The 18,737-nt window shown below is 69.1% G+C and carries 16 protein-coding genes; 11 read left to right on the top strand and 5 right to left on the bottom strand.

What is annotated here, in order from left to right; genetic code table 11:
• Positions 1 to 11 precede the first annotated feature (11 nt).
• The gene (locus tag AB0876_RS24230) at positions 12 to 1,409 is read left to right on the top strand and encodes a class II 3-deoxy-7-phosphoheptulonate synthase (protein ID WP_491840594.1); all 1,398 of its coding nucleotides are present in this window, start codon (positions 12 to 14) and stop codon (positions 1,407 to 1,409) included.
• Between the two features lie 9 nt (positions 1,410 to 1,418).
• Here the strand turns inward: AB0876_RS24230 and AB0876_RS24225 are convergent, their stop codons facing one another.
• A complete protein-coding gene (locus AB0876_RS24225; protein WP_526043123.1) occupies positions 1,419 to 2,696 on the bottom strand; it encodes a protein kinase domain-containing protein in 1,278 nt (425 codons plus the stop codon).
• A 36-nt stretch (positions 2,697 to 2,732) separates the two neighbouring features.
• Between AB0876_RS24225 and AB0876_RS24220 the strand changes: the two genes are divergently transcribed.
• A complete protein-coding gene (locus tag AB0876_RS24220; RefSeq protein ID WP_491840596.1) occupies positions 2,733 to 3,137 on the top strand; it encodes an Rv2175c family DNA-binding protein in 405 nt (134 codons plus the stop codon).
• Here AB0876_RS24220 and AB0876_RS24215 read toward each other — a convergent pair.
• The 4 genes from AB0876_RS24215 to AB0876_RS24200 all read right to left on the bottom strand — a co-directional run bounded on the left by AB0876_RS24215 (position 3,126) and on the right by AB0876_RS24200 (position 7,227).
• The gene (locus tag AB0876_RS24215) at positions 3,126 to 4,664 is read right to left on the bottom strand and encodes an alpha-(1->6)-mannopyranosyltransferase A (protein WP_491840597.1); all 1,539 of its coding nucleotides are present in this window, start codon (positions 4,662 to 4,664) and stop codon (positions 3,126 to 3,128) included. The two genes, AB0876_RS24220 and AB0876_RS24215, sit on opposite strands and share 12 nt — an antisense overlap.
• Before the next feature lie 31 nt (positions 4,665 to 4,695).
• On the bottom strand, positions 4,696 to 5,784 hold the full coding sequence (gene idsA2, locus AB0876_RS24210; protein WP_491840598.1) for a bifunctional (2E,6E)-farnesyl/geranyl diphosphate synthase: 1,089 nt from the start codon (positions 5,782 to 5,784) through the stop codon (positions 4,696 to 4,698).
• A gap of 121 nt (positions 5,785 to 5,905) precedes the next feature.
• Positions 5,906 to 6,622: an LppM family (lipo)protein gene (locus AB0876_RS24205; protein WP_491840599.1), complete on the bottom strand. Its 717-nt coding sequence runs from the start codon at positions 6,620 to 6,622 to the stop codon at positions 5,906 to 5,908.
• 11 nt (positions 6,623 to 6,633) lie between these two features.
• On the bottom strand, positions 6,634 to 7,227 hold the full coding sequence (locus AB0876_RS24200; protein ID WP_526043122.1) for a GNAT family N-acetyltransferase: 594 nt from the start codon (positions 7,225 to 7,227) through the stop codon (positions 6,634 to 6,636).
• A gap of 229 nt (positions 7,228 to 7,456) precedes the next feature.
• On the opposite strand from AB0876_RS24200, the gene AB0876_RS24195 reads away from it, so the two are divergent.
• The 9 genes from AB0876_RS24195 to murD all read left to right on the top strand — a co-directional run bounded on the left by AB0876_RS24195 (position 7,457) and on the right by murD (position 18,735).
• Complete coding sequence (locus tag AB0876_RS24195; RefSeq protein ID WP_055120335.1) at positions 7,457 to 7,861, top strand: SCO2097 family morphological protein; 405 nt, start codon at positions 7,457 to 7,459, stop codon at positions 7,859 to 7,861.
• Between the two features lie 443 nt (positions 7,862 to 8,304).
• Complete coding sequence (gene mraZ / locus AB0876_RS24190) at positions 8,305 to 8,733, top strand: division/cell wall cluster transcriptional repressor MraZ (RefSeq protein ID WP_055115035.1); 429 nt, start codon at positions 8,305 to 8,307, stop codon at positions 8,731 to 8,733.
• A gap of 37 nt (positions 8,734 to 8,770) precedes the next feature.
• Positions 8,771 to 9,898 (top strand): 16S rRNA (cytosine(1402)-N(4))-methyltransferase RsmH, encoded by a 1,128-nt coding sequence (gene rsmH / locus AB0876_RS24185; protein WP_526043279.1) that lies wholly within the window; start codon positions 8,771 to 8,773, stop codon positions 9,896 to 9,898.
• Entirely contained in the window at positions 9,895 to 11,055 is a 1,161-nt protein-coding gene (ftsL, locus tag AB0876_RS24180; RefSeq protein ID WP_526043121.1) for a cell division protein FtsL, read from the top strand. Before rsmH ends, ftsL begins: the two co-directional genes overlap by 4 nt.
• Positions 11,052 to 12,980, top strand: coding sequence for a peptidoglycan D,D-transpeptidase FtsI family protein (locus AB0876_RS24175; RefSeq protein WP_491840602.1), 1,929 nt, complete (start codon positions 11,052 to 11,054; stop codon positions 12,978 to 12,980). Before ftsL ends, AB0876_RS24175 begins: the two co-directional genes overlap by 4 nt.
• 52 nt (positions 12,981 to 13,032) lie before the next feature.
• Positions 13,033 to 14,607: a UDP-N-acetylmuramoyl-L-alanyl-D-glutamate--2,6-diaminopimelate ligase gene (locus AB0876_RS24170; protein WP_526043120.1), complete on the top strand. Its 1,575-nt coding sequence runs from the start codon at positions 13,033 to 13,035 to the stop codon at positions 14,605 to 14,607.
• Entirely contained in the window at positions 14,604 to 16,166 is a 1,563-nt protein-coding gene (locus AB0876_RS24165; protein ID WP_526043119.1) for a UDP-N-acetylmuramoyl-tripeptide--D-alanyl-D-alanine ligase, read from the top strand. Before AB0876_RS24170 ends, AB0876_RS24165 begins: the two co-directional genes overlap by 4 nt.
• Complete coding sequence (gene mraY, locus AB0876_RS24160; protein ID WP_491840605.1) at positions 16,163 to 17,242, top strand: phospho-N-acetylmuramoyl-pentapeptide-transferase; 1,080 nt, start codon at positions 16,163 to 16,165, stop codon at positions 17,240 to 17,242. Before AB0876_RS24165 ends, mraY begins: the two co-directional genes overlap by 4 nt.
• On the top strand, positions 17,242 to 18,735 hold the full coding sequence (murD, locus tag AB0876_RS24155) for a UDP-N-acetylmuramoyl-L-alanine--D-glutamate ligase (protein ID WP_526043278.1): 1,494 nt from the start codon (positions 17,242 to 17,244) through the stop codon (positions 18,733 to 18,735). The genes mraY and murD overlap by 1 nt, the downstream gene beginning before the upstream one ends.
• The last annotated feature ends 2 nt before the right edge of the window (positions 18,736 to 18,737 follow it).

The following is an 18,737-nucleotide window of genomic DNA, read 5'->3' as shown; positions in this document are numbered from 1 at the left end:
ACCATGAACGGGTGAACTGGACCGTCGACATCCCCATCGACCAGCTGCCGCCACTGCCTCCGCTGACCGACGAGCTGCGTCAACGGCTCGATGCGGCGCTGGCCAAGCCGGCGGTACAGCAGCCCAGCTGGGACCCGGACGCGGCCAAGGCCATGCGTACCGTGCTGGAGAGCGTGCCTCCGGTCACCGTGCCGTCGGAGATCGAGAAGCTCAAGGGCCTGCTCGCCGACGTCGCCCGCGGCGAGGCCTTCCTGCTGCAGGGTGGCGACTGCGCCGAGACGTTCGTCGACAACACCGAGCCGCACATCCGGGCCAACATCCGCACCCTGTTGCAGATGGCGGTGGTGCTGACCTACGGCGCCAGCATGCCGGTGGTCAAGGTGGCCCGAATCGCCGGCCAGTACGCCAAGCCGCGGTCGGCGGATCTGGACGCGCTCGGCCTGAGGTCCTACCGCGGTGACATGATCAACGGCTTCGCGCCGGATGCTGCGGTGCGCGAGCATGATCCGTCGCGGTTGGTGCGGGCCTACGCCAATGCCAGCGCCGCGATGAACCTCGTGCGCGCGCTGACCTCGTCCGGGCTGGCGTCGCTGCACCTCGTGCACAACTGGAACCGAGAGTTCGTCCGGACCTCGCCCGCCGGTGCCCGGTACGAGGCGTTGGCGGGGGAGATCGACCGGGGCCTGAAGTTCATGTCCGCCTGCGGGGTGGCGGACCGTAATCTGCAGACCGCCGACATCTTCGCCAGCCACGAGGCGCTGGTGATCGACTACGAGCGCGCGATGCTGCGGCTGGCCGATCCCGCGGAGAACCCGGACGGGCCGCCCAAGCTGTACAACCAGTCCGCGCACTACCTGTGGATCGGTGAGCGCACGCGTCAGCTCGACGGTGCCCATGTGGCACTGGCCGAGGTGATCGCCAACCCGATCGGGATCAAGCTGGGGCCGACCACGACGCCGGAGATGGCCGTCGAGTACGTCGAGCGGCTGGATCCGAACAACGAGCCCGGCCGGCTGACCCTGGTGACGCGGATGGGCAACAACAAGGTGCGCGATCTGCTGCCGCCCATCATCGAGAAGGTCCAGGCCACGGGCCACCAGGTGATCTGGCAGTGCGATCCGATGCACGGCAACACCCACGAGTCGTCGACCGGCTACAAGACCCGCCACTTCGACCGCATCGTCGACGAGGTGCAGGGGTTCTTCGAGGTGCACCACACCCTCGGCACCCACCCCGGCGGCATCCACGTCGAGATCACCGGTGAGAACGTCACCGAGTGCCTCGGTGGGGCGCAGGACATCTCGGATTCGGATCTGGCCGGTCGCTACGAGACCGCGTGCGATCCGCGGCTCAACACCCAGCAGAGTCTGGAGTTGGCGTTCCTCGTCGCGGAGATGCTGCGCGGCTAGCACTGTGGGCTAGAGCAGCGCCGCGACGTGGCTGCCCAGCGTCCATGCTGCGGCGGCGACGAGGCCCGTCAGGGTGAGAACCGCGATCACCCAGAACGCCAGCGCCCGTTTGGCGCGCTGCCGGGCCCAGTAGAACTCGCTCATCTCGATGCCGGCGAATTGCCCTGCCTCGAAAGAGTATTCGGCGTCTTCGGGGCCGGCCGGGATCGGTGCCCAGTCGTGCTGGTCGCGGGTGATCTCGCGGGTCGGCTGGCGCGGTGCGGGGGGGACCGGTGGCGCGATCGGCGGGGGCGGCGGGGCGGCCGTCACGACGGTGGCGCTCTCCGCCCGGCGGCCGTCGGCGGCACCGAGATCATGCACGCGGGTAGCGGCCAGGTGCTGCGCCGAATGTTGCGGTGCGGGCACCCGGAATGCCGGCAGCCCGAGGTCGTCGACGATCTCGGTCAGTTCCGCCCGCATCTCGTCGGCGTCGGCGAAGCGCTGCCCCGGATCGCGTGCCGTGGCGCGGCGTACGAACTGGTCGAATTGCGTTGGCACCCCTGCGATTACCCCGCTCGGCGCCGGCACATCGTTGTCCATGCGCTGGTATGCGACGGTGAGCGCCGAGTCCCCGGTGAACGGGGTGACTCCCGTGAGCAGTTCGTAGGTGAGGATCCCGACGGCGTACACGTCACTGCGCGGATCGGCGTCACCGGTACTGACCTGCTCGGGGGACAGGTAGGCCGCGGTACCCAGGATCACGCTGGTCGAGGTGATCTTGGCCTCGGCGACGGCGCGCACCAGACCGAAATCGGCGATCTTGACCTCGCTGTCGTCGGAGATCAGGACGTTCTCGGGCTTGATGTCGCGGTGCACGAGGCCGGCGCGGTGTGCGACTGCGAGCCCGCCGAGTACCGGTGCCAGCACCGCGGCGACCGCGTGCGGGGGCATCGGGCCGCGTTCGGCCAGCAGCTCGCGGAGCGTGCCACCCTCGATGAGTTCCATCACCAGGAAAGGTGGTTGGTGGGATGGTCCGGAGCCTCCGCCGCCCTGGTCGTAGACCGCGACCAGCCCAGGATCCTTCAACCGGGCCACGGCCTTGGCCTCGCGTCCGAACCTGGTCAGGAAGTGGCTGTCGCCGCTGTAGCGGGAGTCCATCACCTTCAGCGCCACGGGGCGGTCCAGGCGGACGTCGAGGCCGCGGTAGACCGTGGACATGCCACCGGTGGCGATGGTGGTGTCCACGCGATAGCGCCCGTCGAGCATGGTGCCGACGAGTGGATCCGATTGCTGCTCCACCGGACACATGTTACGAGTTGCGGCCGTGGTCCTAGAATCAGTGCGGTGAGCAGCATTCCGGTCGCCGATGATGTCTTGGACCCCGACGAGCCCGTCTACGATCTGCCGACGGTGTCGGGTTTGCTCGGCATCCCGGTCACCAAGGTGCATCAGCAGTTGCGCGACGGCCAGTTGATCGCCGTGCGCCGCGACCGCGTCATGGTGGTGCCGCAGGTCTTCTTCGATGACAAGGGCCACGTGGTCAAGCACCTGCCCGGCCTGCTGGTCGTGCTGCGTGACGGCGGCTACCGCGACACCGAGATCGTGCGCTGGTTGTTCACCCCGGACGAGTCGCTGACGATCACCGCCGACGGACGCACCGAGCAGGTGCCCAATGCCCGCCCGATCGACGCCCTGCATTCCCACCAGGCACGTGAGGTTCTGCGCCGCGCGCAGGCGCTAGGTTACTGACGGCTGGTTTTCGGCCGCCGGCTCAGCCGCGGGCCGCTCGGGTGCGCGGTACAGCGAGTACCACGCCACCACTGCGCATGCCGTGGTCAGCAGGACGTGCGCCCACGAATACATGCCGTGGGCCCCATCGGGTTTCCACATCACCATGATCCAGGTGGATAGCCCGGCCACCACCGCGATGGCGGGCCGGGTCTGGATCAGGGCGGCCGCCACGGCCAGCGGCCAGGTGTAGTACCAGGGCAGCGCGGCGGGGACGAACAACACGACCACCGCCATGACCAGGGCGGTGCCGGTGAGGGCTTCGCGGTCGGTGTGCCGGTAGCGCCACCACAACAGCGGCAGGGCGATCACGATCGTCAGGATGCCGATGATGCGGGTGACCTCGAGCACGGCGTAGAAGTTGACCGGGAAGATCAGGCCGCCGATGGCGTTGATCAGGTTGGCGGCGGCCGTGGGCACGGTGAGCCAGTTGATGATCTTGACGTTGCCGGCAGCTAGGGCCGAGAGCCAGCCGAGGCCGACGCCCGCGAGCCACGACATCACCGCGAACACGGCGGCGAGGATCGCCATGGAGGCAACGGTGGCCACGACGAATGCCCGCACCGGCGGTTGGTCGCGGCGGTCGCGCAGTTGCCGCGCCCACACCCACACGATGAACGGAAGTGCAAGTCCCGCGGTCGCTTTGACTGCGACGGCCATGGCGATCAGGCCGACACCCCAGACCGGGTGCCGTCGGAACGTCAGTGCGATGCCGGCCATCATGAGCCCGACCATCAGCATCTCGTTGTGCACGCCGCCCATCAGGTGGATGATCACCAGCGGGTTGAGCACGCAGACCCACAGGGCGGTGGCCGGACTCGCGCCGATGTGCCGCGCGACGCGCTGGGTCGCCCAGATCAGCAAGACCAGTCCGGGCAGCATGCACAGCCGCAGCAACATGGTGCCGGCCACGACGTCGTCGCGCACCAGCATCGTGACGAACTTCGCGACCAGGATGAAGGCCGGTCCGTAGGGTGCGGTGGTCGTCGTCCAGATCGGGCTCACGTTGTCCAGCAGGACGTTCGGATTCTCCACCGGCCCGACCACATAGGGATCGAGGCCGTCGCGCAGCAGCGCGCCCTGGGCGAGGTATGAGTAGGTGTCGCGGCTGAACAGCGGGACGCTCAACAGTAGTGGCGCGAGCCAGAAACCGGTCGTGGCCACCATGGTGTACTCGCTGGCGGTGCGGTCGATCACGCGCCGGCCCAGCCACAGCCAGGCGATCAGCATCATGGCGACGCCGACCCACAGCAGGATCGAGGACAGCACGAGGCCGTGCCCGAATCGCAGCCAGGACAGGTGCAGTGACTCCAGGAGCGGGTCGTGTATTCGGGTGCTGCCCGCGCCCAGTCCGCCGATGGTCAGTACGGCCGCGCCGAGGAAACCCAGCCGGGCCGGGCGGGCATCGGCGGACATCGCAAATGCGGCCAGGCGTGAGATATGTTGCGCGACCCCGGTTCTCGGGGTCTCGGTCGGCATAGTTGTCATGAGGGAGTCGTCATGTCGTTGTGACGTGCTCCTACGCCGACCGGTTCGCCGCGAACCGGGCGATCTCGGCCAGACCGGTCTTTGCCTGGGGGTGGATGGGAGCGGCGGCCAGGGTGTCCAGGGCGCGGTTGGTCAGCAGCTCGATGTGCGCCTCGACGGCGGCCAGGGCGCCCACCGATTCGATGGCCCGGCACAGGTCGCCCACCTTGGCGTCGGACAGTTCGGTGCCCACCGAGGTGCGCAGCAGCTCTGCGGCCGCGGGGTCGGACTTGTCGGCGAGCTCGAGAGCCTCGGCCAGCAGTACCGTGCGCTTGCCGGATCGCAGGTCGTCACCGGAGGGTTTTCCGGTCACCGCCGGGTCGCCGAACACCCCGAGCACGTCGTCGCGGAGCTGGAAGGCGACCCCCAGATCGTTGCCGACCTGGTGGAAGATCTGCTGCACGTCGGGCCGGTCGGCGGCCGCGGCGGCGCCCAGCTGAAGCGGACGGGCCACAGTGTAGGACGCGGTCTTGAAGGTGTTGACGTTCATCGCCGAGGCCACCGATTCGGCGCGGCTGGCCTCCGCGACGATGTCGAGGTACTGGCCGCCGAGGACTTCGGTGCGGATGTGACGCCAGACCTGCTGGACGCGCTGCTGCGCGTCGGCGGGGATCGGGGCGGAGGCGACGATGTCGTCGGCCCAGGACAGCGCCAGGTCGCCGGCCAGGATGGCCGCCGACAACCCGAACTGTCGCGACGAGCCGTGCCAATTGCGCTCGCGGTGCCGGTCGGCGAACACCCGGTGCACGGTGGGCAGGCCACGGCGGGTGGCCGAATCGTCGATGACGTCGTCGTGCACCAGAGCACAGGCCTGCAGCAGCTCCAGTGCGGCGAACAACCTCAGCACATCGGGATCGGCGGGGCGGTCGGCCGGGTCGATCACCGCGCGCCAGCCCCAGTAGGCGAAGGCGGGGCGCATCCGTTTGCCGCCGCGCAGCACGAATTCTTCGAGGGCCTCGGTCAGCTCGGCGTAGTCGGTCCCGATGTACTCGCAGTCGCGGCGGCGCTCACGGAGGTAGTCGCGCAGTTGGTCGGTGACGGCTGCGGCCAGCTCGACGGTTGACGGAGCCGATGTTTGCACGCTCAGCGCCCGCCCCTTTCTGTGTTCAACGGTGTGTCCGGAGAGTGCACTCAGCGTAGAGCGTGTCACGCGTTTTGTACCAAGTGAGGGCCGCCCGGCAATTGCTGGGCGAGGTCGGTGGTCAGTCGCCGCCGGTGACCGGGTCACCCGGTTTCGGGGAGGTGTCCCGGCTGATCCAGGCCAGGCTTCCGATCACGCCGGCCACCAGGAGTGCGCCGACGATGAGCCAGATGGTCGCGGTGGTGAAGGACCGGGCACTGGGATCGGTGTAGCGGGCCTGGGCGCTCATGGTGCTGACGATGCCCGGCCGCAGTTTCCATTCCACGATCGAGGAACTCACCTGATCGCCGTTGGTCGAGGTCACTTCGCCGGGGAACGACACCGTCAGCAGAACGTCGGCCTGCGGATCGTTGAGCGAGGTGAGGTCCACCCGGCCTTCCAGGATCACCAGGTCACCCGCGCGGCGCAGGGAGATGTCGACGCCGGCGGCATCCCGGCTCATGCCGGCGAGCTGGGGCAGTTCGGCGAACGTGAGGTCGGAGAAGACGGCCTGGGAACCGACGTAGTCGTCGCGGCTGTACTCCGAGACGGCGACCTTCGTGGCGAACGGAAGGTTGTTCAGCAGCTGCGGGCCCTTGTCGTCGGCGTCGCGCGGCTTGGCGGCGGCGATGATCTGACCGGACACCCTGTCGTCGGGGGAGACCGTGATCGACGTGCGGACCCGGACGCAGCCCACCGCCATGGGCAGGATCAGCAACAACATCACCAACGTGAGCAGGCGGGTCCGTCGGCTACGTCTGGGAAGGCGGCTGGGTGGTCGGACATGCACGCTGGTCATCGTGCCAGATCTCACAACGGCAGTGGGCGACCGAGGATGGCGAACGGCCGGGGGTCGCCGGCGAAGTGGTATCCGCGGATGACGTCGGTGAAGCCCAGCCGCCGGTACAACCGCCACGCCCGGTTGGCCTCGCCGTTGATCTCAGGGGTCGACAACAGCACGTGCGATTCATCCCGACCGGCCAACAGTCGCCTGGTCAGAGCCTCGCCGAGGCCCTGACCCTGGGCGCGTGGCTCGATGTGCAGCTCGGTGAGTTCGAAGTAGCTGGCCATCAGGTCGGCGATGTGTACCGGGTTGGTGCCCATCCGCTGGAGGCCGGAGATGACCTGTTGCTGCCACCACTGATCCGGCGCGCCGCTGTAGCCGTATGCGATCCCCTGCAGGGGAGCGTCGAGCAGATCCGTGCTGTCGGGCCTGGTGGTTTCGGGGGCCTCGACGGCGGCCACGCATTTCCAGCCTGCGCGGCGCGTGTGTTCGAGCCACAGCGCGGCGCGCTGTTCCTCGGTTCCGCGTGGGTAGCGCATGGCGTCGACGTACACGCGCAGAGCCTCGGGAAGCCGGCGCTTCATATCGTCCGGCGACAGATCGATGAGATACGTCGCCAATGCTTTCGCCTTTCGCCCGCCCGGTGTCCTGCCTAACTCATTATCTTCAGCATTATCCGGTTGACAGACGGTCGGTCCCGTCGACCCGAGCTATCTCATGACGACCTACAATCGACGGCGAACAAGGTGGTACGGCTCGGATCGACCTCGTATCATTAGGGTTAGGTGCCCGTGATTGCGGGCACGTGAAATCTTGAAAAGCGACGGCGGCGTCGGCAAGGAGGGACGAATGCCACTCTCCGATCATGAGCAGCGCATGCTCGACCAGATCGAGAGCGCGCTTTATGCCGAGGATCCCAAGTTCGCCTCGAGCGTTCGTGGTGGGACCTTGCGTGCGCCATCGGCTCGGCGCAGGCTTCAGGGCGCGTTGTTGTTCGTCCTCGGCCTGGCGTTGTTGGTAGTCGGTGTCGCGGTGAAATCGCTGTGGCTCGGTGGTTTCCCGGTGCTGTCGGTGTTCGGCTTCGTCGCGATGTTCGCCGGCGTGGTGTTCGCCGTCACCGGCCCGCGCGTGACCGGCGGTCCCGGGCGGGCAGCCCAGGGTTCCGGCAATGCACCGCGGCAGCGTCGTCAGCGCGGCGGCGGCTCTTTCACCACTCGGATGGAAGACCGGTTCCGGCGCCGGTTCGACGACTGAACCGTCTGACTGAGTCAGGGGGCAGCCCGTAACGGGTTGCCCTCTTTTTTTGTGCGCTTTTCCTGCCTGCCCGGCCGGTGCCGAGGGCGGCCCAGCGACACGCCGGAGTAGGTGCCCCGCTCCCGGCTGTGGGGCGATGTGGGGGAGCGCAGCAGATTCTCAGGGAATTTCTCCCCACAACCCCCCACCTTCTCGCCGCAGGCCTTCACCTGCGGTTTTTCTGTTTCCGTGGGCGTCGGTGGGGCGCTGAGGTGTCGTCAGGGGGCAATTGTGGGCGGTTCGGGTGGGGAGAACGCCCAAACTGGACCAACTAAATGGAGCAAAGTGGGGGATCGTGGGGTAAAGTGGCGGCCAACGGGGAAACAGAACCCCGTGCGGAGGGCACAAGGCCTGGATCTCACAAGCGACTCGGGATCCGAACTCCGGCGGCGGGAGGTGTCCAGATGTTTCTGGGTACCTACACGCCCAAGCTCGACGACAAGGGGCGGCTCACACTGCCCGCCAAGTTCCGCGACGTACTGGCAGGAGGGTTGATGGTCACGAAGAGTCAAGATCACAGCCTGGCCGTGTACCCGCGGGATGAGTTCGAGGAACGTGCACGCAAAGCGGTGGAAGAGGCCAAGGCGCATCCGGAGCGTCGCGCGCAGTTGCGGGTTTTCGCCGCGGCCGCAGACGAGCAGCGTCCGGACGGCCAGGGGCGGATCACCCTGTCGGCGGATCACCGTCGCTACGCAAACCTGTCCAAGGAATGTGTGGTGATCGGATCGGTCGACTACCTGGAGATCTGGGACGCCGACGCGTGGCAGGAGTACCAGCAGACCCACGAAGAAAACTTCTCCGCGGCCACTGATGACACTCGCGACGTTCTGTGATGGTGCCGCTGATACAGCCGGTCAACCGGCGGCCGGTCTGGAGTTAGCCCGTGCAACGAGGCCTCTGCCCGAATTGGCCCTGGCGTACTTCCCCAACGCCAGGTCCGTGAATTCGGACAGAGACCCCGGTGCAGGGGCCATTCCGAGCGGAGGTGTTTCAGCGGTGCCAGATTCCCCAGATCAGTCCGACTCCGAGGGCCACGGTCACATCCCGGTTCTGCTCGACCGCTGCGTCGAGCTGCTGGCCCCCGCGCTCACCCGTCACCACGACGACGGCACGGGCGCTGTGCTGGTGGACGCCACGCTCGGCGCAGGCGGCCACTCCGAGCGCTTTCTCACCGACTTTCCGGGCCTGCAGGTGATCGGCCTGGACCGTGATCCTAACGCGCTCGGCATCGCCGGTGCCCGACTGGCTCCGTTCGGTGACCGGATGCGGCCGGTGCGGACCCGCTATGACGGAATCGCCGGGGCGATCACGGATTCCGGCTTCACCCGGATCGACGGCGTGCTGTTCGACCTCGGTGTGTCCTCCATGCAACTCGATCAGACCGAACGCGGCTTTTCCTACTCCGCGGATGCGCCGCTGGACATGCGGATGGATCCCGACGCTCCGCTGACGGCCGCGGACATCCTCAACACCTACGACGCCAAGTCGATCGCACGTATTCTGCGCGACTTCGGTGAGGAGCGCTTCGCCGGCCGGATAGCCGACAAGGTCGTCAAACGCCGGGCTCAGCAACCATTTTCGACGACCGGTGAACTGGTCGAGCTGCTCTACGAAGCGATCCCGGCACCGGCTCGTCGTACCGGAGGGCATCCTGGTAAGCGCACCTTCCAGGCGCTGCGGGTGGCGGTCAACGGAGAACTGGATTCGCTGCGCGCCGCCCTGCCTGCGGCGCTCGCCGCGCTGACCGACGGCGGACGGATCGTGGTGATGTCCTATCAGTCGCTCGAGGACCGGATCGTCAAGCAGGCGTTTGCCGCGGCCACCGCCTCGCGGACCCCTCCCGGCCTGCCCATCGAATTACCCGGCCATGAACCCGAATTCGTCACGCTGACCCGCGGCGCCGAGAAGGCCCGCCAAGTCGAGATCGATCGCAATCCGCGTAGCGCTCCGGTGCGCCTGCGGGCACTGGAGAAGGTTGGGGAAGGGGGCAACTCATGAAGGTCAAGCGACCCGAGCAGCTGCGCGAGGCAGACCGCAGGCGTCCGGTGCGTCAACCCGCCCGGGGTGGCGGGCGGCGCACCGAGCAGGCCCCGCCGCGCAAGCGCCGGCCGGGTTCCGAACAGCGGCCCGCGCGTCCCGCGTCGAGTGCCGGCCCGATTCAGCGGCCGGGTACCCGTCCGGCCCGGCCCAAGAGCACCAGCCAGGCCAAGGCCCGGGCGAAGGCGCGTAAAGCCAAGGCTCCCAAGGTTGTCCGTCCGCCACTGCGAGTCCGCCTGCGGGAACGTCTGCTGGTCCGGCTGGCCTCGATCGAGCTGAATCCACGGGTCCTGATCTCCCGGGTCCCGTTCGTCGTGCTGGTGATCGCGGCGCTGGGTCTGGGGCTGGCGGTGACGCTGTGGCTGTCGACCGGTTCGGCTGAGCGGTCCTACCAGTTGGGCCACGCCCGCCAGGTCAATCAGGGTCTGATGCAACAGAAAGAGGCGCTGGAGCGTGACGTGCTCGAGGCGCAGGCGGCTCCGGCGCTGGCCGAGTCGGCCCGCAATCTAGGCATGATCCCATCGCGCGATACCGCACACCTTGTGCAGGATGCCGCTGGCAACTGGACCGTCGTCGGCACCCCCAAGCCTGCCGAAGGCGTGCCGCCGCCCCCGCTGAACACGCCGCTGCCCGAGGAGGCCCCGCCGGCTCCGCCCGCGCCCCCGGCCCCGCGGGTCGTCGATCCGCGCGAGCTGACGGTGCGGGCACCGCGTCCGGGTGCTCTTGGCGTACCGGGCATTCCGGTCCCTCAGGCCGATGCGCCCCACGGGGCGCCCGGAGCGGTACCGCCGGCCCCCGGGCCGGTACCGGCTGCCGGTCCCGCACCCGACGTGCTCGCAGCTCCGGCACCTGCCCCGTTGGCCGCGCCCGTGCCGGTTGACCCCGCGCAGATCGCCCCGCAACAGGTCCCCGATCCGACGCACGTGCCCGGTGTGCCGACCGCACCCGGACCGGCCGTGCCTGCACTGGCCGCGCCGGTGCCGGCCGCTCCCGCGCCCGTCGCGCAGGCGCTGGCAGCTCCGGGCCCGGTCACCCCGGTGGAGCAGTTCAGCCCACCGGTGGCGCCGGCGGCACACGTCCCGGCTGCTGCCGTGAACGCCCAGGCACCGGCCGCATGAGCCGCGGCCCGGGCCGCGGCGGCCAGACGCCCAAGCCGCAGCGGGCCAAGAAGGCCTCGCCTGGACCCGGGCACGAGGCGGGGGTTCGCCGCACCAGGGTTGCCGCTCCCGAAACAGGTTTGCGCAGCTCGTCTTTCGTGTTCCGGCACCGGGCCGGGAACCTGGTGATGCTGGCGGTGCTGGTGGTCGCCGCGGTGCAGTTGTTCACGCTCCAGGTTCCAAGGGCGGCGGGTCTGCGTGCCGAGGCGGCCAGTCAGCTCAAGGTCACCGATGTGAATCCCGCGATGCGGGGCAGCATCGTCGACCGCAACGACGACAAGCTGGCGTTCACCATCGAGGCCAAGGCCCTGACGTTCCAGCCGGTCCGGGTCCGCAAGCAGCTCGCCGAGGCCAAGGCCAAATCCAGTGAGGCGCCGGATCCGGATCGTCGGCTGTCCGACATCGCCAAGGAGATCGCCGCCCGGCTCGACAACCGGCCCGATTTCAAAACCGTGCTCAAGAAGCTGCGGAGCAACGAGACCTTCGTCTACCTGGCCCGCGCGGTCGACCCCGCGATCGCGAGCGCGATCATGGACAAGTTCCCCGAGGTCGGCGCCGAGCGTCAGGACCTTCGCCAGTACCCGGGTGGGTCGCTGGCGGCCAACATCGTCGGCGGCATCGACTGGGACGGCCACGGCCTACTGGGACTCGAGGATTCGCTCGACGCGGTGCTGGCGGGTTCCGACGGTTCGGTCACCTACGACCGCGGCTCGGACGGCGTGGTGATCCCGGGCAGCTACCGTAACCGCCACGACGCGGTGAACGGGTCCACGGTGCAGCTGACCCTCGATGACGACATCCAGTACTACGTCCAGCAGCAGGTGCAGCAGGCCAAGGACGCCTCGGGTGCCAAGAATGTCTCGGCTGTCGTGCTGGACGCGAAATCCGGTGAGGTACTGGCGATGTCGAACGACAACACGTTCGACCCGAGCCAGGACCTGGGGCGGCAGGACAGCCGCCAGATGGGCAACCTTCCGGTGTCCTCGCCGTTCGAGCCCGGTTCGGTGAACAAGATCATCACCGCCTCGGCGGCGATCGAGTACGGCCTGGCCAACCCAGACGAGGTGCTGCAGGTGCCCGGCTCGATCGACATGGGCGGGGTCACGGTCCGCGACGCGTGGAACCACGGCGTGATGCCGTACACCATGACCGGTGTGTTCGGGAAGTCGTCGAACGTCGGCACCCTGATGCTGGCCCAGCGCGTGGGTCCGGATCGGTTCTACGACATGGTGCGCCGGTTCGGGCTGGGGCAGCGCACCGGCGTCGGCCTGCCGGGCGAGAGCTCGGGGCTGGTCCCGCCCATCGATCAGTGGTCGGGCAGTTCGTTCTCCAACCTGCCTATCGGACAGGGTCTTTCGATGACACTGCTGCAGATGGCGGGGATGTATCAGACGATCGCCAACGACGGGGTGCGGATGCCGCCGCGGATCATCAAGTCCACGATTGCGCCGGATGGCTCCCGGACCGATGAGCCACGGCCCGAAGGGGTTCGGGTGGTGACGCCGGAGACCGCCCGCACGGTCCGCAACATGTTCCGTGCCATCGTGCAGCGCGATCCGATGGGTGCGCAGCAGGGGACCGGTCCGCAGGCCGCGGTCGAGGGCTACCAGATCGCGGGGAAGACCGGTACGGCGCAGCAGATCAACCCGGCGTGCGGTTGCTACTACGACGATGTCTACTGGATCACCTTCGCCGGCATGGCGCCCGCGGACGATCCTCGCTACGTCGTCGGCATCATGATGGACGCCCCGCACCGCGCTGCGGACGGCTCACCGGGATCCTCGGCGGCGCCGCTGTTCCACAACATCGCCTCGTGGCTGCTGCAGCGTCACAACGTCCCATTGTCGGCCGATCCGGGTCCGCGGTTGACCCTGCAGGCGACCTGACCGCGATAGTCGTGGGTGGTGCGGTCGGCGGACCGCAGATGGGTACTGTGGCATGGCCATGAAGCTGCGTCCCAGCCGTCCCGCCGGCCAATACCTCGTGCCGCTCGCCGAACAGGTCCAGGCGGTATCCGCCACCGGAAATCCGTTGCCCGAACTTCGGGTCACCGGAGTGACCCTGCGTGGCCAGGACGCCCGGCCCGGTGACCTGTTCGCGGCGCTGCCGGGTTCGGCGGTGCACGGCGCGCGCTATGCGGCCGACGCGGTTGCCGCCGGCGCGGTGGCAGTGCTCACCGACGCCGCCGGGGCGGCCGAACTGGACGCGCTCGAGGTCCCGATCCTGGTTCATCCCGACCCTCGTTCGGTGCTCGGCGAGGTGGCCGCCGAGGTGTACGGGCGTCCGTCGGAGCGGCTGACCGTCATCGGGGTGACCGGCACCTCCGGCAAGACCACCACGACGTATCTGGCCGAGGCCGGCCTGCGGGCCGCCGGGCGGGTGGCCGGGCTGATCGGCACGGTGGGGGTGCGCATCGCCGGCCGCGATCTGCCGAGCGCGCTCACCACGCCCGAGGCGCCGGATCTGCAGGCGCTGCTGGCCCTGATGGTCGAAAGCGGGGTCGACACCGTGGTGATGGAGGTGTCGAGCCATGCGCTGACGCTGGGCCGCGTCGACGGAATCGTCTTCGCGCTCGGCGGGTTCACCAACCTGTCGCGCGACCACCTGGATTTCCATCCGACGATGCAGGACTACTTCGAGGCCAAGGCCGGCCTGTTCGACCCCGGGTCGCCCAACCACGCCCGCGCGGCAGTGGTCTGCGTCGACGACGATGCGGGTGTGGCGATGGCCCGTCGGGCCGAGAAGGTGACGACCGTCAGCGCCGCGGGTGCGCCTGCGGACTGGCGGGTGCGCGACGTCTCGGCCGTCGGCGTCGGGTCCCAGGAGTTCACCCTGGTCGATCCGGCCGGGGTGGCCCACCAGATGCGGATCGGGCTGACCGGTGCCTACAACGTCGCCAATGCGGCTCTGGCGGTCGCGCTTCTGCACGGGGCCGGCGTGACACCCGAGCAGGCTGCGCCGGGGCTGCGTGCGGCGACCGTGCCGGGGCGGCTGCAGCCGATCGACCGTGGACAGGAGTTCCTGGCGCTGGTCGATTACGCGCACAAGCCCGGTGCGCTGCGCGCGGTCCTGGAGACGTTGAGGGCGAGCGCAGCGACGGGCGATCAGGCAGCGCGGGCGTCGGGGCCGGGCCGCATCGGGGTGGTGTTCGGGGCGGGCGGCAACCGCGATACCGGCAAGCGTGCGCCGATGGGCCGAGTGGCGGCCGAACTGGCCGACCTCGTCGTCGTCACCGATGACAATCCACGCGACGAAGACCCCGCGTTGATCCGGGCGGCGATCATGGCCGGCGCCGCCGAGGCGCAGACGCACGCGGAGGTCGTGGAGGTCGCCGACCGGCGAGCGGCGATCGAGCGTGCGGTGGCCTGGGCCGGGCCCGGCGACACCGTGCTGATCGCCGGTAAGGGCCACGAGAGCGGCCAGACCGGAGGCGGCCACACCAGGCCGTTCGACGATCGTGACGAGTTGGCGGCGGCGTTGGACGCACTCAAGACAGGGGAGTCGGGCACGTGATCGAGATGACCGTTGCCAGGATCGCCGAGATCGTCGGCGGTGAGTTGGCCGACATCACCGCCGAAGAGGCGGCCGCCACCACGGTCACCGGCACCGTCGAGTTCGACTCCCGCGCGGTGGCTCCCGGTGGGTTGTTCCTGGCGTTGCCCGGTGCCCGCTCCGACGGCCATGACTTCGCGGCGGGGGCGGTGGCGGCCGGGGCCGTGGCTGTGCTGGCCGCGCGCCCGGTCGGGGTGCCCGCCATCGTCGTGAAGCCCGAGCCTGGGGCTGCCGACGCCGCTTCTGGCGCTTTGGAATTCGACACCGACGGCTCCGGCGCGGCGGTGCTGGCCGCCCTGGCCAAACTCGCGGCGGCGGTGGCGGCCGAGCTCGTCGCCGGTGGGCTGACGATCATCGGGGTGACGGGATCCTCGGGCAAGACCTCGACCAAGGATCTGCTGGCCGCGGTGTTGGACCCGCTGGGGCAGGTCATCGCGCCGCCGGGCTCGTTCAACAACGAGCTGGGCCATCCCTGGACGGTGTTGCGCGCCACGCCCGAGACCGATTACCTGATCCTGGAGATGTCGGCCCGACACCCGGGCAACATCGCCGCCCTGGCCGCGATCGCCCCGCCGCAGATCGCGGTGGTGCTCAACGTCGGCACCGCCCACCTCGGCGAGTTCGGTTCGCGCGAGGCCATCGCCAACACGAAAGCCGAGTTGCCGCAAGCTGTTCCGGCCTCAGGCGTGGTGATCCTCAACATCGACGACACCGCGGTGGCGGCCATGGCAGGCAAGACCGCGGCCCGCGTGGTGCGGGTCTCGCGTGAGCCCGGTTCCGAGGTGGACGTGTGGGCCGGTCCGGTCGCCCTCGATGGTCTGGCCCGGCCCCGGTTCACGCTGCATGCGGGCGGCGGCGAGATCGAGGTGGCGCTCGCGGTGCACGGCGATCACCAGGTGGGCAACGCGTTGTGCGCGGCCGCGGTCGCGCTGCAGTGCGGCGCGGGCCTGGATCAGGTGGCGACGGCGTTGGCAGGCGCCGGCCCCGTCTCGCGCAACCGGATGCAGGTCGGTACCCGGGCCGACGGTGTGACGGTGATCAACGACGCCTACAACGCCAATCCGGACTCGATGCGCGCCGGGCTGAAGGCGCTGGCCTGGATGGCCCGTGAGGGCTCGGGTGAACCGGCCGTTGACCACGCGGGTGAACCCGCCTTTGACCTGCGCGGAAAGCGCCGCAGCTGGGCGGTGCTGGGTGAGATGGCCGAACTCGGTGACGACGCGATAACCGAGCACGACGCCATCGGACGGTTCGCGGTGCGCTTAGATGTGTCTCGGTTAATCGTCGTCGGAACCGGGAGGACTATGAACGCCATGCACCACGGCGCGGTGATGGAGGGTTCGTGGGGATCGGAGTCCACGATGGTCGACGACGCCGATGCTGCGCTGGCCTTGCTGCAGGCTGAGCTGCAGCCCGGGGATGTGGTGCTGGTGAAGGCATCCAACTCGGTGGGGCTGGGTGCGCTGGCCGATGCGCTGGTTGCCGCTGAGGACGCAGACGATCGGAACGCCGACCGATGAAGCTCATCCTGATCGCCGTCGGTATCGCCCTGACGGTTTCGATCCTGCTCACCCCGGCACTGATCCGGCTGTTCACCAAGCGTGGGCTGGGACACGAGATCCGTGAGGACGGCCCGGCCAGCCACGCCAAGAAGCGCGGGACGCCATCCATGGGCGGCGTGGCGATCGTGGCCGGCATCTGGGCGGGCTACCTGGGCACCCATCTGGTCGGGGTGGCCCTGGGCGGTAACGGTCCGTCGGCCTCGGGGCTGCTGGTGCTGGGGCTGGCCACGATGCTCGGCCTCGTCGGCTTCGTCGACGACCTGATCAAGCTGCGGCGCTCGCGCAACCTTGGCCTGAACAAGACCGCCAAGACCGTCGGCCAGCTGACCGCCGCGGTGCTGTTCGGCGTGCTGGCCCTGCAGTTCCGCAACGGTGACGGCCTGACCCCGGGCAGCCCTGAACTCTCCTATGTCCGCGAGATCGCCACGGTGACGCTGGCGGGCTGGGTGTTCGTGTTGTTCTGCGTCGTGATCGTCAGCGCCTGGTCCAACGCGGTGAACTTCACCGACGGCCTGGACGGGTTGGCGGCAGGCGCAATGGCGATGGTGACCGCGGCCTACGTCCTGATCACGTTCTGGCAGTACCGCAATGCCTGCGCCACGGCGCCCGGCCTGGGCTGCTACAACGTGCGCGACCCGCTGGACCTGGCGATCATCGCCGCTGCGACCGCCGGCGCGTGTATCGGCTTCCTGTGGTGGAACGCCGCACCGGCAAAGATCTTCATGGGCGACACCGGCTCGCTGGCCCTTGGCGGCATCATCGCCGGGCTATCGGTGACCAGCCGCACCGAGATCCTCGCGGTCGTTCTGGGTGCGCTGTTCGTGGCCGAGGTGACCTCGGTGGTGGTGCAGATCCTGGCGTTCCGTACGACGGGCCGCCGCGTGTTCCGGATGGCGCCGTTCCACCACCATTTCGAGTTGGTGGGCTGGGCTGAGACCACGGTCATCATCCGGTTCTGGCTGCTGACGGCGATCGCCTGTGGTCTGGGTGTGGCCCTGTTCTACAGCGAGTGGCTCACCGCAGTCGGGGCCTGATGGAGGCGGATCCATCCGGCGGGCGCGGCGGTGACGACGATCTGTCGCTGCTGACCCCGGGTGCCCCGGTGCTGGTGACCGGTGCGGGGGTGACCGGACGTGCCGTGCTGACGGCGTTGGCGCCGCTGAACGTGGCTGCGACGCTGTGCGACGACAACGCCGAGGCGCTTCGTGTTCTCGCGGAGCAGGGCACCGCCGTGATCGATCCGGCCGGCGCCATCGCGTCCATCGCCGACTACGCGCTGGTGGTGACCAGCCCGGGATTCCCACCCACGGCGCCCGTGCTGGCTGCTGCCGCCGGGGCCGGGGTACCGATCTGGGGCGACGTGGAGCTGGCCTGGCGGCTGGACGCTGCGGGGCATTACGGTCCGCCGCGGCGCTGGTTGGTGGTCACCGGTACCAACGGCAAGACCACCACCACCTCGATGCTGCACGAGATGCTGCTGGCCGATGGACGCCGAAGCCTGTTGTGCGGCAACATCGGTGACCCGGTCCTGGCGGTACTGGACCAGCCGGCGGAGTTGCTGGCGGTCGAGCTCTCCAGTTTTCAGCTGCACTGGGCGCCCTCGCTGCGCCCGGACGCCGGTGTGGTGCTCAACGTGGCCGAGGATCACCTCGACTGGCACGGTTCGATGGCCGGCTATGCCGCCGACAAGGCCAGGGCACTGTCCGGGCGGGTGGCCGTGGTGGGTCTCGACGATCCGGTGGCCGCCGGTCTGCTGCCGGCCGCCGGTGCGCCCGTGCGGGTCGGGTTCCGGCTGGGCGAACCGGCCGCCGGTGAGCTCGGGGTCCGGGACGGCAAGCTCGTCGACCGTGCGTTCGGCGACGACGTCGAGTTGGCTGATGCCGCGACGATCAGGGTGGCGGGGCCGGTCGGTGTGCTCGATGCGCTGGCGGCCGCGGCCCTGGCGCGTGCGGTCGAGGTGGCGCCGGCTTCGATTGCCACCGCCTTGGCGTCGTTCCAGGTCGGCAGGCATCGTGCCGAGCTGGTGGGCGAGGCCGACGGGGTGCGCTATGTCGACGATTCCAAGGCCACCAACCCGCATGCCGCGCAGGCCTCGATCACCGCGTTCGATCGGGTCGTGTGGATCGCCGGGGGCTTGCTGAAAGGCGCTTCGGTCGACGATTTGGTGCGTCACGTGGCGAATCGCCTGGTTGCTGTGGTGCTGATCGGGCGGGATCGGCGAATGGTTGCCGATGCGTTATCGCGACACGCCCCGGATGTCCCCGTCGTCGAGGTTGTGGCGGGGGAGGATTCTGGGGTGCTTGAGACAAATGAGTCTATTGGTGATCATGTGACTCGTGTGATCGATGTCGGGGACCGTCCGGTCTCCGATGCGGTCATGGCGGCGGTCGTGGATGCCGCCCGCGGGTTGGCCGGCGCGGGGGACACCGTGTTGCTGGCCCCGGCAGGCGCGTCCTTCGATCAGTTCAGCGGCTACGGCCAGCGTGGCGATGCATTCGCCGGCGCCGTCCGCGCCGCGATCGGGTAGGG

Origin of the sequence: Mycobacterium sp. NPDC049093 (genome assembly GCF_040704635.1) — a bacterium.
GTDB lineage: Bacteria > Actinomycetota > Actinomycetes > Mycobacteriales > Mycobacteriaceae > Mycobacterium.
This window is presented reverse-complemented; position numbering and strand designations above follow the sequence as displayed.